Genomic DNA, 16,634 nt, shown 5'->3' with positions numbered 1-16,634 from the left:
CGTGTCGTGTGTTTGGGACGGCCTCATGCTCACACGAATCACAACTGAGTTAACTTAGCGCCACGCCTTGACCACGATTGGTAATTTTTCCTTGTCGGGTCCCGGGCCGATCCACCGGCCGGCCCGGGACCCACTGCTAGCGGACCGGGTAACCGGCCTCCCGTAGGCTCTTCTTCACGTCCGCGATGGTGAACTCCCCGAAGTGGAACACCGTCGCGGCCAGCACCGCGTCGGCGCCCGCGGCGACGGCGGGCACGAAGTGTTCCACCGCGCCGGCGCCGCCCGAGGCGATCAGCGGGACGCCCACACGAGCGCGCACCGCCCGGATCAGCTCCAGGTCGAACCCGGCCTTGGTGCCGTCGGCGTCCATCGAGTTGAGCAGGATCTCTCCCGCCCCCAGGTCGGCGGAGCGCTCACACCACTCCAGGGCGTCGATCCCGGTGCCCTCGCGGCCACCGTGCGTGGTGACCTCGAACCCGCTGGGTGTTGGCGCGTCACCGGCACGGACGCGGCGCACGTCGGCGGAGAGCACCAGCACCTGGCGGCCGAAGCGTTCGGCGATCTCCCCGATCAGTTCCGGGCGCATGATGGCCGCGGTGTTGACCCCCACCTTGTCCGCGCCTGCCCGCAGCAGACGGTCCACGTCCTCGGTGGTGCGCACCCCTCCCCCGACGGTGAGCGGGATGAACACCTGGTCGGCGGTGCGGCGCACCACGTCGTAGGTGGTCTCCCGGTTGCCGCTGGAGGCGGTCACGTCCAAGAACGTGAGCTCGTCGGCACCGCCCGCGTCATAGGTGCCCGCCAGCTCCACGGGATCACCGGCGTCGCGCAGGTTCTCGAAGTTGACGCCCTTGACCACCCGCCCGGCGTCCACGTCCAGGCAGGGGATGACCCGCACCGCCAGGCTCATCGACGCCCACCCCCGACCAGGGCCAGGGCGTCCTCCAGGGTGAAGGCCCCCTCGTACAGGGCGGTGCCCATGATGGCACCCTCGACACCCTCGGGGACCAGGCCGGCGATGGCCTCCAGGTCGGCGAGGCTGGACACGCCGCCGCTGGCCACCACCGGCTTTTCGGTGCGCTCGCACACGGTGCGCAGCAGGTCCAGGTTGGGGCCCTTGAGCATGCCGTCCTTGTTGACGTCGGTGACGACGTAGCGGGCGCAGCCCTCGGCCTCGAGGCGCTCCAGGGTCGCGAAGAGGTCGCCGCCCTCGCGGGTCCAACCCCGGGCGGCCAGGGTGGTGCCGCGCACGTCCAGGCCGATGGCGATCTTGTCCCCGTGCTCGGCGATGATCTTTGCGCACCACTCGGGGTGTTCCAGGGCGGCGGTGCCGATGTTCACCCGGGTGCAGCCGGTGGCCAGGGCGGCGGCCAACGACTCGTCGTCACGGATGCCGCCGGACATCTCGACCTTGACGTCGAGGCGGCCGACGATGTCGCCCAGCAGGTCGCGGTTGTGCCCACGCCCGAAGGCCGCGTCCAGGTCCACCAGGTGGATCCACTCGGCGCCGGCGTTCTGCCAGGCCATGGCGGCTTCGTAGGGGTCGCCGTATCGGCCACCGGTGTCGGCCTTGCCCTGGACGAGCTGGACGGCCTGCCCGCCGGAGACGTCCACCGCCGGCAGCAGTTCGAGTGCGGGGGTGGACGTGGTCTGCTCGCCGGTCATACTCGCCTTCTCGTTCTTGGTTCTGTTCACGGAATATTCGGGCTCAGAGTCCGTCGACCCAGTTGGCCAGGACCCGGGCGCCGGCGTCACCGGACTTCTCCGGGTGGAACTGGGTGGCGCTCAGCGGCCCGTTCTCCACGGCGGCCACGAACGGCTCCCCGTGTTCGGACCAGGTCACCAGTGGCGCCGGGATGCGGTCACCGGTCGCGACGAACTCCCAGTCGCGCACCCCGTAGGAGTGCACGAAGTAGAAGCGTTCCTCGGGGTCGATCCCGGCGAACAGGCGCGTGCCCTCCGGCGGGGTGACGGTGTTCCAGCCCATGTGGGGCACCACGGGCGCCTTGATGCGTTCGACGGTGCCGGGCCACTCCCCGCAGCCCTCGGTGGCGCTGTCCGCCGCGTCGACGTCGGCCTGTTCGACTCCTCGGTCGAAGAGGACCTGCATGCCCACGCAAATGCCCAGGACCGGGCGCCCACCGGCGACGCGGCGGTCGATGACGCGGTCCCCACCGGCGGCCTTCAGACTGGCCATGCAGGTGCTGAAGGCCCCGACTCCGGGCACGACCAGCCCGTCGGCCTCCAGCGCGACATGGGGGTCGGAGGTGACGGTGACGTCGGCTCCGGTTCGTTCCATGGCGCGTTGGGCCGAGCGCAGGTTGCCCGACCCGTAGTCGAGGACGACCACACGTGAGGACATCGGGTGTGTGCCTTTCTTAGAGGTAGCCGAGCCGCAACGCGCCGAAGGCGATCGCGAGCACGACGCAGACGGCCAGACCGATGGCGACCGAGCGACTCCTGTGCCACATCGCGTAGACGCCACCGGCGAGGAACCCGCCCAGGATGATGAGGAACAGACCCCAAAGGTCGGTGTCCATCTACAGGACGCCCTTGGTGGAGGGCACCCAGTTCACGCGCGGGTCGTCCTCGGTGGCCAGGCGCAGTGCCCGGGCGAACGCCTTGAACTGGGCCTCGACGATGTGGTGGGCGTTGCGGCCGTAGGGCACGTGGATGTGCAGTGCCACGCGGGCCTGGGCCACGAAGGACTCGAAGATGTGCCGGGTCATGGTGGTGTCGTAGTCGCGGCCGATGATCGGGGCCATGCCCTCGGGTTCGCTGTGCACCAGGTAGGGACGGCCGGACACGTCGACGGTGACCTCGGCCAGCGCCTCGTCGAGGGGCACCTTGGCGTCGGCGAAGCGACGGATGCCGGCACGGTCGCCGAGCGCCTCGCGGAAGGCGGCGCCCAGGGCCAGCGCGGTGTCCTCCATGGTGTGGTGCGAGTCGATGTGCAGGTCGCCCTCGGTGCGCACCGTCAGGTCGAACAGGCCGTGCTTGGCGAGCTGGTCGAGCATGTGGTCGAAGAAGCCGACACCTGTGGAGATGTCGGCGACGCCGGTGCCGTCCAGGTCGACCTCGACCAGGACCTTGGTTTCCTTGGTTGCGCGTTCGATGCGTCCGGTGCGGCTCATGGTCACTCTTTTCGGTGGTGCGGTGGGAAGTCTGGTCGGGATCAGCGGCCGGTGACCCGCAGGAGGGTCTCGCGGAAGACGGCCATCTCCTCCGATGTGCCGACGGTGACGCGAAGCCACCCGGGTGGACCGACCTCGCGGATGAGGACCTGTCGGTCGAGCATGTCCCGCCATACGCGGCTGCGGTCCTCGAACTCCCCGAACAGGACGAAGTTGGCGTCGGAGTCGGCGACCCGGAAGTCGTGTTCGCGCAGCCAGGCGACGAGGGCGTCGCGTTCGGCGCGCAGGTCCGCGACGGCGCCGAGGAGTTCGTCGGCGTACTCCAGTGCGGTGACCGCGACCGTCTGGGTGACGGCCGACAGGTGGTAGGGCAGACGGACCAGCTGGAGGGCGTCGACAACCGCGGGATGCGCGGCGAGGTAGCCCACTCGCGCGCCGGCCAGGGCGAAGGCCTTGGACATGGTGCGCGAGACGATGATCCGGGGGTTCTCGGCCAGGAGGGTGAGGGCGCTGGGGGTGCCCTCGCGGCGGAACTCGGCGTAGGCCTCGTCCACGACCACCACGCCGGGGGCCGCCTGGGCGATGCGCTCGATGGCATCCGTTTCCAGGGCGGTTCCGGTGGGGTTGTTGGGCGAGGTCAGGAAGATGACGCTGGGCGCGTGCTCGGCGATCGCGGCCAGGGCGGCGTCGACGTCGACACGGAAGTCGACGTCGCGCGGCACCGACACCCATCCGGTTCCGGTGCCCCGGGAGATGATCGGGTGCATCGAGTAGGACGGCTCGAAGCCCATGGCGGTGCGGCCGGGGCCGCCGAAGGCCTGGAGCAGCTGTTGGAGGATCTCGTTGGATCCGTTGGCCGCCCAGATACCGGCCGAGGTCAGCCCATGGCCGAGGTAGGCGGCCAGGCCCTCACGCAGCCGGATCGCGTCCCGGTCGGGGTAGCGGTTCAGTCCCAGGGCGGCGCCGGCGACGGCGTCGGCCAGCGCCTTGGCCAGGGCCGGTGAGGGCGCGTGCGGGTTCTCGTTGGTGTTGAGGACCACCGGCACGTCCAACTGCGGGGCACCGTAGGGCGAGCGCCCGCGCAGGTCGTCGCGCAACGGCAGGTCGTTCAGGGTGAAGCTCACTGGTTTCACGCTCGTGGTGGGTCGTGGGAGGGGCGGGCGGGTCCGGTGCGACCGGCTTTCGCCCGTCCTTTCCGTCGGGTGCGTCGGTGTTCTCAGTCCCGCTTCGCGCCGTGGCCCATGCGGGCGGCGACGGCTTCGCCGTGCGCGGGCAGGTCCTCGGCCTCGGCCAGGGTGATGACGTGGTGGGCGACGTCGGCCAGCGCGTCACGGTCGTAGTGGACCACGTGCACCCCGCGCAGGAAGGTCTGCACGCTCAGGCCACCGGTGTGACAGGCACAGCCACCGGTGGGCAGCACGTGGTTGGAGCCGGCCGCGTAGTCGCCCAGTGAGACCGGGCTGTGGTCGCCCACGAAGATGGCGCCGGCGTTGCGGACCCGGTCGGCCAGGGCCGGGGCGTCGGCGGTCATGATCTCCAGGTGCTCGGCGGCGTAGGCGTCCACGACGGCCAGCCCGTGGTCGAGGTCGTCGACCAGGACGATGCCGGACTGCGGACCCGAGAGGGCCTCCCGAACGCGTTCGCCGTGCCGGGTGGCGGCCACGCGCTCGGCGAGGCGTTCGGTGACCTTCTCTGCCAGGGCCTCGTCCGGGGTCACCAGGACGGAGGCGGCGACGACGTCGTGTTCGGCCTGGCTGATGAGGTCGGCGGCGACGTAGTCGGGGTCCGCGGTGTGGTCGGCCAGGATCGCGATCTCGGTGGGTCCGGCCTCGGCGTCGATGCCGATGACGCCCTTGAGCAGGCGCTTGGCGGCGGCGACCCAGATGTTGCCCGGGCCGGTGACCATGTCGGCGCGGCGGCAGTCCTCGGTTCCGTGGGCGAACATCGCCACGGCCTGGGCGCCGCCGACCGCGTAGACCTCGTCGACGCCGAGCAGGGCGCATGCGGCGAGGATGGTCGGGTGGGGCAGACCGCCGAAGTCCCTCTGGGGCGGTGAGGTGACGGCGAGGGAGGACACACCCGCTTCCTGGGCGGGGACCACGTTCATGATGACGCTGGAGGGGTAGACGGCGCGGCCGCCCGGAACGTAGAGGCCGACCCGCTCGACGGGCATCCACTTCTCGGTGACGGTGCCGCCGGGGACCACCTGGGTGGTGTGGTCGGTACGGCGTTGGGCGGCGTGGACCTTGCGTGCGCGACGGATGGACTCCTCCAGCGCGGCGCGCACGGCGGGGTCGAGGTCGACCAGGGCATCCTCGATGACGTCCTTGGGGACGCGGACATCGGTGAGCCGGACTCCGTCGAAGCGTTCGGTGAGTTCGATCAGCGCTTCGGTTCCACGATGGCGTACGTCTTCGACGATGGGGCGGACGCGTTCGGTGGCGTCGGCCACATCCATTTCGGCGCGCGGAAGTGCGTCGCGCGGGTCGCCTGTGGAACCTCGGAGGTCGATTCGACTGATCACCACTCCAGTCTAGGGGTCCCGACCCGACCGGTGGGCGGTGGTGTCCGAATGATGGACACCACACCCGCCCGACCGGCACGAACCCGACCGGGCGGACTTCACGACCCAAGGCCGGATAAACCCGCCGAACAACCACCGAATAAGTGTCACCTAACTTTGGACAACCTTACCTGATTAATCTTTTGGAAGGCTTGCCTAACTAATTCCAGAACCGTTTCTCGTGTTTCACACAATGCATTCGAATGCGTTATCATAGAACCATGACTTCCAACTCTTCCGGCGATAGCGGCCTTTCCAAGTTCCACCGACTCCTGGTCGACCAGGTCCGGCACGAGTTCACCGCGTCGCACCAGTACGTGGCGATCGCCGCCTGGTTCGACGACCAGGACCTGCCCCAGTTGGCCCGCGTCTTCTACGAGCAGTCCCTCGAGGAACGCGACCACGCGATGATGCTCGTGCGGTACCTGCTCGACAACGACGTGACGTTCGCCCTCCCGGGTATCGACGCGATCGAGACGGATTTCGCCGTCTCCCGCGACCTCGTCGCCTTGGCCTTGCGTCAGGAACGCGAGGTGAGCGACCAGTTCCAATACCTGGCCAAGGTGGCCCGTGACGAAGAGGACTACACGGGCGAGCAGTTCCTGCAGTGGTTCATCCAGGAGCAGGTCGAGGAGGTCGCCAAGATGTCGACCCTCCTCAACGTCGTGGACCGTGCCAACGGCAACCTGTTCGACGTGGAGACCTTCGTGGCCCGCGACATGCCGAGCGAGGACAACGGCAGCCAGGGCGCGCCCGGCACCGCCGGCCCCACGGTGTCCTGATCCACGACGCCCCGCGTGCGCACTCGCCCCGCCCGGTCCCGGGCGGGGCGTCGCCATGCGGCCCGTGGGGGGCATACTGGGAACATGCCTGAGGCTCTGCCGATCTTCCCACTGAACACCGTGCTGTTCCCGGGGATGACGATCCCCCTGCACGTCTTCGAGAAGCGGTACCGGAAGCTGGTCTCGGAACTGCTCGGACCCACGATGGCCGGGGGTGAGGCCGGGGGTGAGGCCGGTGGCCGCGAACTCGGACCGGCCCGTTTCGGCGTCGTGTGGATCGAGTTGGGCCACGAGGTGGCGAGCGAGTCCGGTCAGGGCGCCGGCGGCGCCGACACCGGGGTGCCGCACACCGTCGAGCGCACGCGTTCGCCGTCGCTTCCGGTGGTGAGCGCCGTGGGATGCACCGCGGTGGTGCGCGACGTACGCACCTACGAGGACGGCCGCTACGACCTGGTGGTCGAGGGCGGCACCCGGTTCCGCGTCATCGACCTGTCGGAGGTCGACACCTCCGAAACCGACGACTACTCCACCGCCTCGGCGTCGTTGCTCCCCGAGGCCCTGGGGCCGGACGCCAAGGAACACGCCGAGCGGGTACTGGACCTGTACGAGGTCTACCGAGGGCGGTTGTCCGAGATCGGCATGGCCCCGGAGACCTCCCGTGACCTGCCACGCGACCCCATCGCACTGTCCCACTCGGTGGCCGCCTCGATCGTGCTGGACCCGGCGGAGAAGCAGCGTCTGCTGGAGGCCGAGGACGCCGCGACCCGATTGGCCGTGGCCGCGCGTTTCCTGCGCCGGGAGAACCGGATCGTGGCCGCCCCCACCCTGCCGAACCTGCCGGCGGGCCCCTTCCTCAACAACGGCGTCTCCTTCAATTAGCGTGCCCGTCGAAACCGGGCACGTGTTGCGCTAGCCTGCCCGCAAGCCATAGACCAGTGGAAAGCCCAGGTAGCCGATGAGTGGAAAAGCCACGCCCGCGACCGTGGCGGCGGGACGGACCAAGACCACCTACACCCTGCACCCCTACGAGGTCGACGGAGATCGCGACGGCCACTCCTACGGGGCCTACGCGGCGGACGCGATCGGGGTGCCGCACCATCAGGTGTTCAAGACCCTGGTGGCCGAGGTGGACGGGGTGTTCACCGTCGGGGTGGTCCCGGTGAATGGTTCGTTGGACCTCAAGGCGTTGGCCGTGGCGGTCGGCGGTAAGAGGGCGACCATGGCCGAGCCGGCCCGGGCCGAGAAGATCACCGGGTACGTGCGAGGCGGCATCAGCCCGCTGGGACAGCGCAAACGGCTGCGCACGGTGATCGACTCATCGATCACCGCCCTGGCCGCGGTGTACGTGTCCGCGGGGCGGCGCGGCCTGCAGATGGAGTTGGCCCCGGCCGATCTGATCCGATTGACCGAGGCGATCACCGCGCCCATCTCATCGGACTGAGGTGAGGTGCCACACGCAGCGGATTCCGCTGTGGAACAGGGGACCATGGACCCCGGCACATTCGACCACAGGCTGTTGCCCACCCCCCTACCCAGCGGTAGCTTTGCGAAATGGGCAACATCTCATCCCCCTATAGGTCCGTCCCCGACATGTTCGCCTCCCGCGTCGCCCGATCCGGCGATCGGGAGGCGTTCAGCTACCCCGTCCCCTCCCCCGGTGGCGGTTCCGAAACCTGGAAGAGCCTCACCTGGAACCAGACCCGCGACCGTGTGCGCGACCTGGCCCTGGGCCTGCACTCCCTCGGCCTGACCTCCCAGGCGCGCTGCGCGATCGTCTCCAGTACCCGGATCGAGTGGATCCTGGCCGACCTGGCGATCCTGTGCGCCGGCGGCGCCTCCACCACCATCTATCCCGGCTCCACCCCGCCGGACTGTGCCTACATCGTCTCCGACTCCGGCAGCCTGGTGGCCTTCGCCGAGGACGACGAACAGCTCGCCAAGCTCCGGGAACAGCGCGCGGCGATGCCCGGGCTGTCCAAGGTGATCGTGTTCGAGGGTGACACGGGAGACGACGACTGGGTCATGGGCCTGGCCGAGTTGGCCGAGCACGGCGCCGAAATCCACGCCGAGCGGCCCGAACTCTTCGACGAACTCGTCGCCGCCGTCGAACCCGAGGACCTCGCCACCCTGATCTACACCTCGGGCACGACCGGCCGGGCCAAGGGCGTGCGTCTGGACCACTCCAACTGGCTGTACGAGGCGCAGGCGCTGGAGGTCCTGGACCAGGAGATGGGCGCCCGGGGTCGGCAGATGCTGACCATCGACGACGTGCAGTACCTGTGGCTGCCCCTGGCCCACGCCTTCGGCAAGGTCATGCAGGTCGCCCAGTTGCGGCTGGGATTCCGCACCGCCGTGGACGGGCGCGTGGACAAGATCGTCGACAACCTCGCCGTGGTTCGGCCGACCTTCATGGCGGCGGCCCCCCGCGTCTTCGAGAAGGTCTACAACAAGGTCGTCCTACAGGCCAAGGAGGGCGGCGCCGCCAAGTACCGGATCTTCAAGTGGGCGGTGGGCGTGGGCGACCGGGTGGCCAGGCTCCGTGAAACGGGCAAGGAACCCACCGGGGTGCTGGCGGCGAGGCACAAGGTGGCCGACCGTCTGGTGTTCGCCGGGCTGCGGGCCCGTTTCGGTGACCGGTTGCGTTTCTTCGTTTCCGGCAGCGCGCCGTTGGCCCCGGAGATCGGCCGGTTCTTCTACGGCGCGGGGATCACCATCCTGGAGGGCTACGGACTGACCGAGACCTCTGCGGGCGCCTTCCTCAACCGGCCCGGTGAGGTGCGCTTCGGAACGGTGGGACTGCCCTTGCCCGGAACCGAGGTCAGGATCGCCGAGGACGGCGAGGTGCTGCTGCGCGGCCAGGGCGTCATGCGCGGATACCACAACCTGTCCGGTTCCACCGAGGCCGTGCTCACCGAGGACGGCTGGTTCGCCACCGGTGACATCGGCGCGCTGGAGAACGGGCGGCTGCGGATCACCGACCGCAAGAAGGAACTGATCAAGACCTCCGGCGGCAAGTTCGTGGCGCCGCAGGGCATCGAGAGCCGATTCAAGTCGCTGTGCCCGTACGTGAGCAATCTGGTCGTGCACGGCGACCGGCGCCCCTACTGCGTGGCCCTGGTGGCCCTGGACCCGGAGTCGATCGACGTGTGGGCCAAGGCCAACGGGCTGGGCGCGCTCGACTACGACGACCTGACCCGGGAGCCCAAGGTTCGGGCCATGGTCGGGGAGGCCATCGACGAGTTGAACGAGGACCTGCCCCGGCACGAATCCGTCAAGGAGTTCACGATCCTGCCGAGCCCGCTGACGGTGGAGGCCGGCGAGATCACCCCGAGTCTGAAGATGCGCCGCCGGGCGGTGGAGGAGAAGTACGCCGAACTGCTCGACGCGATGTACGAGGGCTCCATCCAGCGCCTGTGAGCACGGTCAGGGAATCCGGCCCTCGCGGTCGGGCCCGGGTTCGGGTTCGGGCTCGCGAAGCGGTTCGGCAACGCCGGGTTGGTCGGAGCGCAGCAGGCTGATTCCGTCGAGCAGCCCGTACTGCAGCACGTGCACGAAGGGCCACACGATGAGGAAGGCCAGGGCCTGGAGCTGGAGCGCGCCGGTGACGGTGTCACCGGGTTCCGCCGCCAGGAGCACCTCCCTGGCGGGGGCGTCCAACGCGATACCGATCCGCCAGGCCAAGGCACTGCCCGCGACCGCGCCCAGGAAACCCACCAACAGCAGCGGGAGTCGAAGGTCCTGTTCACGCCGCTCGGCCAGCCCGAACTGGATCATGTAGCAGGCGTAACCGGTGACGATCCCGGCCAGTGCGGTGATGAGGACGAAGTAGCCCTCGCCCGCGAAGACCTCCTCGGTGGCGCCGGTGAAGACCTCGCCGTCGCCCAGCGCGGTCACCTCCGGTCGGGGGGCGAGCCACCACCACAGCGGGCCGAGGAGCGCCCCGAGCAGCGCCAGCGCGCCGAACACCGCCACGGCCACGGCCAGTCCGCGCCCCACCCCCGACGCGCCGGAACGGCCGCCCTCCGTCTTCACCCCGTCTGCCCCCTTCGTGTCCCGGACCCGCCGAAAACCAGTGGATACCGGTCACGACCCGAAGGACAATACCCGCATGTACGACAAGAGCGGTCCCGTGGCCCTGCCAAAGCGTGTCGATCCTCCCATGGCGGCGGACGAGCGGACGATGCTGTCGTCCTGGCTGGAGTGGCACCGCTCCACCGTGCACGTCAAGTGCGCGGGCCTGGACCCGGCCCTGTCCTCGGCCGCTCCGGTCCCATCCTCACCGATGACCACGATCGGTGGGATCGTGTCGCATCTACGCTGGGTGGAGGCGTTCTGGTTCGAGGTGGTGATGCTCGACCAACCCGACGTGGCGCCGTACTCGACCCGGGACCCCGACGGGGAGTTCCGAGTCGGCCTCGAGCGTCCCTTGGACGAGCTACTGGCCGACTACGAACACCAATGCGCACGCTCCCGAGAGATCACCTCCCACTTGGAGCTGGGCAACTCCTCCCGTCACGTCCTCCAGGACGGCCGAGGACGGACCACCCTGCGCTGGGTCCTCAACCACATGATCGAGGAGACGGCCCGTCACAACGGACACCTGGACCTACTCCGGGAGTCGGCCGACGGATCCGTCGGCCGATGATGTGGCCGTTCGTGTCGTTCGGCGCCGTAAAGTCCTCCTCGGCCGACAGCCGTAAAAGGCCCCCGTGTGCCGTGACACACGAGGGCCGGTCCTCCATGGAGCGTGAGGTCCTGCCTGGTCAGTAGTCGACCGAGTACGCCCCCAACAGGCTCTTCACCTCACCGTTGAACTCCGGGGAGATCCGCACCGAGTAGTTCTCCAACGCGTAGATCCGCGAACGCACCGGGTTGTCCACGCGGACCCGCACCGGGGTGTCACCCTTGTGAGTGCTCAGGATCTGTCGCAGGTCGCCCACCAGGTCCGAGGAGAGCCGCTTCTCGTCCAGGGTGAGCAGGACCGGGGGCTCACCCTCGGTGATGTGCGAGATGTCCAGGATCGACATCTCCGAGGCGAACATCGACCAGGTGCCATCGCGGTCGTTGAGCCGACCCTTGACGGTGACCGCGGTGTCCTCCAGCAACGCCTCCACGTACAGCGGATACGTCTTGGGGAAGAACAACACCTCCATCGAGGAGTCCAGGTCCTCCACCGTGGCGATCGCCCACTGGTTACCGGCCTTGTTGGTGCGCTTGTCGACCTTGGAGATCAACCCGGAGATGCGCACCTCGCCGCGTTCCCGCCCCAGTTCACCCGCGACGATCTGCGCGATGGAGGTGTCCCGAGAGCGGGCCAGCACCCGCTCGGCCCCGGCCAGCGGATGGCTGGAAACGTACAGACCCAACATCTCCCGCTCGAAGGCCAGCTTGGTCTTACGGTCCCACTCCTCGTCGCCCCACTGGATGTTCAACCCGATGGGGGTGGAGTCGCCGTCGTCGTCCCCGCCACCGAACAGGTCGAACTGGCCGTTCGCCTCCTGCTTCTTGGAGCTGATCATGCCGTCCACCGCCATCTCGTGGTGGCGGTACAGCTCCCTACGCGGCTGCCCCAGGGAGTCGAACCCACCGGCCTTGACCAGCGACTCGATCACCCGCTTGTTACAGGCGGCCAGCTCGATCTTGGACAGGAAATCCGTGAAGGAGGTGTACTTGCCCTTCTCGGTGCGGGTCTTGACCACGGAGTTGACCACGTTGGCGCCCACGTTGCGGACCGCGCCCATACCGAAGCGGATGTCGGAGCCCACCGGGGTGAAGCGCAGACCCGACTCGTTGACGTCGGGCGGCAGCACCTTGATGCCCTGGGCCCGACACTCGGCCAGGTACACCGCCATCTTGTCCTTGTCGTCGCTGACCGAGGTCAGCAGAGCGGCCATGTACGCGGCGGGGTAGTTGGCCTTGAGGTAGGCGGTCCAGTACGCGACGAGGGCGTAACCGGCGGCGTGCGACTTGTTGAACGCGTAGCCCGCGAACGGGAGCATGACGTCCCAGATCGCCTGCATGGACTCCCGGGAGAAGCCCTTCTCGATCATGCCCGCGGAGAACTTCTCGAACTCCTTCTCCAGGGCCTCCTTCTTCTTCTTGCCCATCGCCCGACGCATCAGGTCGGCTCCGCCCAGGCTGTACCCGGCCAGCTGCTGGGCGATCGCCATGATCTGCTCCTGGTAGACGATCAGGTGATACGTCTCGCCGAGGATGCCCTCCAGGGCGTCCTTGAGCTCGGGGTGGATCGCCGTGACTTCCTGGCGACCGTTCGAACGGTCCGCGTAGTCGTTGTGGGCGTTGGCCGCCATGGGACCGGGTCGGTACAGCGAGAGCACGGCGGTGATGTCACCGAACGCCTTCGGCTCCATCCGCTTGAGCAGGTTGCGCATCGCGCCGCCGTCCAGCTGGAACACACCGAGCGTGTCCCCCCTGGCCAGGAGCTTGTAGGTCTTCGGATCGTCCAGCGGAAGCTTTCCGAGGTCGACGTCGACGCCGTCGGCCTCCTTGATGCTCTTGACCGCGTCGTCCATGATCGTCAGGTTGCGCAGGCCCAAGAAGTCCATCTTGAGCAGACCCATGTCCTCGCACTGAGGGTAGGGAAAGCCCGTGATGATGGCGCCGTCGGCGTCCCGCTTGTGCAGCGGGATGACGTCCAGCAAAGGTTCCTTGGACAAGATGACGCCCGCCGCGTGCACACCCGTGCCACGCGTCAGACCCTCGATACCACGAGCGGTCTCCATCACCTTGTTGACCTGGGGGTCGTTGTCGACCAGGTTGCGCAGCTCGGTGGTCTCGCCGTAGCGCTCGTGCTCGGTGTTGTACACCGCGTCCAGCGGAATCTCGTTACCGCCCACCGGCGCCGGAAACGCCTTGGTGATCTGGTCGCCCGTGGAGTAGGGCATGCCCAGGATGCGGGTGGAGTCCTTGATCGCGGCCTTGGCCTTGATGGTGCCGAAGGTCAGGATCTGCGCCACCCGCTCCTCGCCGTACAGGCGGGTGACGTACTCGATCATCTCCCCGCGCCGACGTTCGTCGAAGTCCAGGTCGACATCGGGCATGGACACACGTTCGGGGTTGAGGAACCGCTCGAACAGCAGACCGTGGTCCAAGGGGTCCAGGTCGGTGATGCCCAACATGTAGGCGATCATCGAACCGGCCGCCGAACCACGGCCCGGGCCCAGCGCGATGCCGTTCTCCCGGGCGTAGTTGCAGATGTCGGCGACCACGAGGAAGTAGGCGGGAAAGCCCATCTCGTTGATGATGCCCAGTTCGTACTGGATGCGGGAACGCGCCTCGTCGGTGGCCCCGTTCGGGTAGCGCACCGGAATACGGCGCTCCACCTCCTTGGCCAGCCAGGAGGCCTGGGTCTCGCCTTCGGGAACGGGGTAGACCGGCATCAGGTCACGGTGGGCGAAGACGTTGTCGTAGGCGCTGGGGTCGACCCGCTCCGCGATGAGCAGGGTGTTCTTGCACCCCTGGGCCCACTCGTCGAAGTTGAGCAACCCGCGCATCTCGTCGCCGGACTTGAGGTAGTAACCCGAGCCGTTGAACCGGAACCGGGTGGGGTCGTCCAGGTTCTTGCCCACGCCCACCGCCAGCAGGGCGTCGTGCGCCGAGGCCTGGGACTCGTACACGTAGTGGGAGTCGTTGGTCACCAGCGGTGGGATGTTCAGTTCCCGGCCGACCCGGAGCAGACCGTCACGGACCTCCTTCTCGATCGGCACCCCGTGATCCATCAGTTCCAGGAACACGTTTTCCTTGCCGAAGATGTCCTGCAGCCCCGCCGCGTAGGCGATGGCCTCCTTCTCTTGGCCCAGCCGCAACCGGGTCTGCACACCACCCGAGGGGCAGCCGGTGGAGACGATCACACCCTCGCTGTACTCCTGCATGAGCTCCAGGTCCATGCGGGGCTTCATGTAGTAGCCCTCCATGGACGCCAGCGAGGACATCCGGAACAGGTTGCGCAGACCCTGCTCGTTCTCGGCGAGCATCGTCATGTGCAGGTAGCGACCACCACCGGAGATGTCCTTGCCACCCTCGGCCGAGGCGTCGTCGGAGGTGTTGGAGCGCCCCCAGAACACCCGCTTCTTGTGGAACCGGGACTCGGGCGCCACATAGGCCTCGATACCGATGATGGGAGTGACCCCGGTGCCCTTGGACTGTTGGTAGAACTCATAGGCGCCGAACATGTTGCCGTGGTCGGTCATGGCCACGGCGGGCATCTCCAACCGCGCCGCCTCCTTGAAGAGGGGTTTCAACTTCGCCGCCCCATCGAGCATCGAGTACTCGGTGTGGACGTGCAGGTGAGCGAAGGAGTCGGCCATGACGCGGGTGCCCCCAAGCGGGTAGACGGACGGGTGATGACTCCTGAGACTACGACTTCCCCGTGACACTCGGGGACACCTGTGGACAACGAACCGTGCCCCGCATCGGTGCGCCGGGCCCTGCCTGGGGGAGGCTCGCGATTCGTCGGGTGCCGGGGCCTTCGGTCGCGCACTCGGCGAGTTCGTCGACGTGGGCGGGGTCGTGGTCGATGCCTTCGGGGAGGGAGCCGGTCCGGTCTCCCCCAAGGATGTTCCAGCGGAAGGGAAGGTCGGGTTCCTTGTTCGCCATAGGAACTCCAGTCGAACAGGGTGACGAGGGTTCACCGAGTGGATTTCAGTGCCGGTCGGACGACGGTGGTACACCGTTCGGACACGATCCCCTGTTACGCTCCGGCGCGCGAACCCCCGCTGAGAGGACCATCTCCGTGACCGACACGCCCCGTCGCATCGCTTCCACCGCCACTCTTGTTCTGGCGGCCTCCGCCCTGGTGGCGATGCCCGCCGCCGGGTCGGAGTCGCCGTCGATCCCGGCCCCGCCCGGTGAGCACGAGGTTCGCTTCGCGACCTTCAACACCGCTCTGGAGCGCCCCGAGGAGGGGATGCTCGCCGAGGAGCTGGCCACGCCCGACAGCGACCAGGCCCGCAACGTCGCCGAGATCATCCAGCACGCACGGCCCGACGTGCTGTTGGTCAACGAGTTCGACCACGACGAGGAGGGCGTGGGGCTGCGGCGGTTCCAGGACAACTACCTGTCCGTGGGACAGAACGGCGCCGATCCCATCGACTACCCGTACGTGTACAACGCCCCGGTGAACACCGGTGTGGCCTCGGGGGCGGACCTCAACGGCGACGGTGAGGCCGTGACCGAGCCGGGAACGCCCGAGTACGCCGAGGACGCCTTCGGGTACGGTGTCTTCCCCGGCCAGTACGGCATGGCGGTGCTGTCCAAGTACCCGATCGTCACCGACGAGGTGCGCACCTTCCAGACCTTCCTCTGGGCGGACATGCCGAACGCACTGCTTCCCACCGATCCCGAGACGGGCGATCCCTACTACTCGGAGGAGGCCCTGGAGGTCCTGCGGCTGTCCTCCAAGAGCCACTGGGACATCCCCATCGACACCGGGCGGGGACGACCCGTGCACCTGTTGGCCAGTCACCCCACGCCGCCGACCTTCGACGGCCCCGAGAAGCGCAACGTGGCCCGCAACCACGACGAGATCCGGTTCTGGGCCGACTACGTACGTCCCCGCGCCGGTGACTACGTCTACGACGACGCGGGGACGCGAGGCGGGTTGGCGCCGGGGGCCCGGTTCGTGATCGCCGGAGACCTCAACGCCGACCCCAACGACGGTGACGGGCACCCCGAGGCCATGACGCAGCTGTTGGAGCACCGGGACATCGTGGACGTGCGCCCCTCCAGCCAGGGCGGACGTGGCGCGGCCGAGCGGCAGGGCGCCGCGAACGACGATCAGATGGGCGACCCGGAGCTGGACAGCGCGGACTTCGTGGACGAGCCTGGTCCGGGCAACCTGCGGGTCGACTACGTGCTGCCCTCGCGTTCGCTGCCGGCCCGTGCGTCGGGGGTGTTCTGGCCGACCGTGGACGACCCGCTGTTCCGGCTTACCGGCGACTACCCGTTCCCGAGCTCGGACCACCGCTTGGTCTGGGTGGACGTGGTCCGCTGACTCTCCAGTGCGGGGGCGGTACACGGGGGGTGGACGCGAAGGGGTGGGCCCTCCGGTTCAGGAGCGGGTGTGGGGTGTGTGTGGGGCGCTTGGGCTAGAGAACCTGCCGGTGGTCTGGCGGGGTTTCGGGCTGCTGGTGGGGT

At 68.4% G+C, this 16,634-nt stretch carries 15 protein-coding genes; 6 read left to right on the top strand and 9 right to left on the bottom strand.

Going from position 1 to position 16,634, the window contains the following annotated elements:
- Positions 1-136: 136 nt before the first annotated feature.
- From hisF to hisD, 7 genes are all read right to left on the bottom strand, one after another.
- Complete coding sequence (gene hisF / locus NLI01S_RS10280; RefSeq protein WP_067602933.1) at positions 137-910, bottom strand: imidazole glycerol phosphate synthase subunit HisF; 774 nt, start codon at positions 908-910, stop codon at positions 137-139.
- Positions 907-1,665: a bifunctional 1-(5-phosphoribosyl)-5-((5-phosphoribosylamino)methylideneamino)imidazole-4-carboxamide isomerase/phosphoribosylanthranilate isomerase PriA gene (priA, locus tag NLI01S_RS10275; RefSeq protein ID WP_067602930.1), complete on the bottom strand. Its 759-nt coding sequence runs from the start codon at positions 1,663-1,665 to the stop codon at positions 907-909. Before priA ends, hisF begins: the two co-directional genes overlap by 4 nt.
- A 43-nt stretch (positions 1,666-1,708) precedes the next feature.
- Positions 1,709-2,362 carry an imidazole glycerol phosphate synthase subunit HisH gene (gene hisH / locus NLI01S_RS10270; RefSeq protein ID WP_067602927.1) on the bottom strand — a complete coding sequence of 218 codons (654 nt, stop codon included), beginning with the start codon at positions 2,360-2,362 and terminating at the stop codon, positions 1,709-1,711.
- 16 nt (positions 2,363-2,378) lie between these two features.
- Entirely contained in the window at positions 2,379-2,540 is a 162-nt protein-coding gene (locus tag NLI01S_RS26000; RefSeq protein ID WP_190318424.1) for a hypothetical protein, read from the bottom strand.
- Complete coding sequence (gene hisB / locus NLI01S_RS10265; protein ID WP_067602924.1) at positions 2,541-3,134, bottom strand: imidazoleglycerol-phosphate dehydratase HisB; 594 nt, start codon at positions 3,132-3,134, stop codon at positions 2,541-2,543. It abuts the gene before it with no gap.
- Between the two features lie 41 nt (positions 3,135-3,175).
- Positions 3,176-4,258, bottom strand: coding sequence for a histidinol-phosphate transaminase (locus NLI01S_RS10260; protein ID WP_067602922.1), 1,083 nt, complete (start codon positions 4,256-4,258; stop codon positions 3,176-3,178).
- A gap of 92 nt (positions 4,259-4,350) precedes the next feature.
- On the bottom strand, positions 4,351-5,658 hold the full coding sequence (gene hisD, locus NLI01S_RS10255; protein ID WP_084392462.1) for a histidinol dehydrogenase: 1,308 nt from the start codon (positions 5,656-5,658) through the stop codon (positions 4,351-4,353).
- Positions 5,659-5,918: 260 nt separating this feature from the next.
- Between hisD and NLI01S_RS10250 the strand changes: the two genes are divergently transcribed.
- From NLI01S_RS10250 to NLI01S_RS10235, 4 genes are all read left to right on the top strand, one after another.
- The gene (locus tag NLI01S_RS10250) at positions 5,919-6,479 is read left to right on the top strand and encodes a ferritin (RefSeq protein ID WP_067602918.1); all 561 of its coding nucleotides are present in this window, start codon (positions 5,919-5,921) and stop codon (positions 6,477-6,479) included.
- 84 nt (positions 6,480-6,563) lie between these two features.
- The gene (locus tag NLI01S_RS10245; protein WP_067602915.1) at positions 6,564-7,358 is read left to right on the top strand and encodes an LON peptidase substrate-binding domain-containing protein; all 795 of its coding nucleotides are present in this window, start codon (positions 6,564-6,566) and stop codon (positions 7,356-7,358) included.
- Between the two features lie 76 nt (positions 7,359-7,434).
- Positions 7,435-7,920 carry a Cys-tRNA(Pro) deacylase gene (gene ybaK / locus NLI01S_RS10240; protein ID WP_223809189.1) on the top strand — a complete coding sequence of 162 codons (486 nt, stop codon included), beginning with the start codon at positions 7,435-7,437 and terminating at the stop codon, positions 7,918-7,920.
- 110 nt (positions 7,921-8,030) lie between these two features.
- Entirely contained in the window at positions 8,031-9,896 is a 1,866-nt protein-coding gene (locus tag NLI01S_RS10235; protein WP_067602908.1) for an AMP-dependent synthetase/ligase, read from the top strand.
- 6 nt (positions 9,897-9,902) lie between these two features.
- Here the strand turns inward: NLI01S_RS10235 and NLI01S_RS10230 are convergent, their stop codons facing one another.
- Positions 9,903-10,511: a hypothetical protein gene (locus tag NLI01S_RS10230; RefSeq protein ID WP_067602906.1), complete on the bottom strand. Its 609-nt coding sequence runs from the start codon at positions 10,509-10,511 to the stop codon at positions 9,903-9,905.
- 76 nt (positions 10,512-10,587) lie between these two features.
- Between NLI01S_RS10230 and NLI01S_RS10225 the strand changes: the two genes are divergently transcribed.
- On the top strand, positions 10,588-11,124 hold the full coding sequence (locus NLI01S_RS10225) for a DinB family protein (RefSeq protein WP_067602903.1): 537 nt from the start codon (positions 10,588-10,590) through the stop codon (positions 11,122-11,124).
- Between the two features lie 118 nt (positions 11,125-11,242).
- On the opposite strand, the gene dnaE is transcribed toward NLI01S_RS10225, so the two are convergent.
- Positions 11,243-14,806, bottom strand: coding sequence for a DNA polymerase III subunit alpha (dnaE, locus tag NLI01S_RS10220; RefSeq protein ID WP_067602900.1), 3,564 nt, complete (start codon positions 14,804-14,806; stop codon positions 11,243-11,245).
- 446 nt (positions 14,807-15,252) lie between these two features.
- Between dnaE and NLI01S_RS10210 the strand changes: the two genes are divergently transcribed.
- On the top strand, positions 15,253-16,491 hold the full coding sequence (locus tag NLI01S_RS10210; protein ID WP_067603073.1) for an endonuclease/exonuclease/phosphatase family protein: 1,239 nt from the start codon (positions 15,253-15,255) through the stop codon (positions 16,489-16,491).
- Positions 16,492-16,634: the final 143 nt, after the last annotated feature.

Source organism: Nocardiopsis listeri NBRC 13360 (assembly GCF_001570765.1).
Taxonomy (GTDB): domain Bacteria; phylum Actinomycetota; class Actinomycetes; order Streptosporangiales; family Streptosporangiaceae; genus Nocardiopsis; species Nocardiopsis listeri.
The sequence above is the reverse complement of the archived record's forward strand: the minus strand, read 5'-3'. Positions and strand labels throughout refer to the sequence as shown.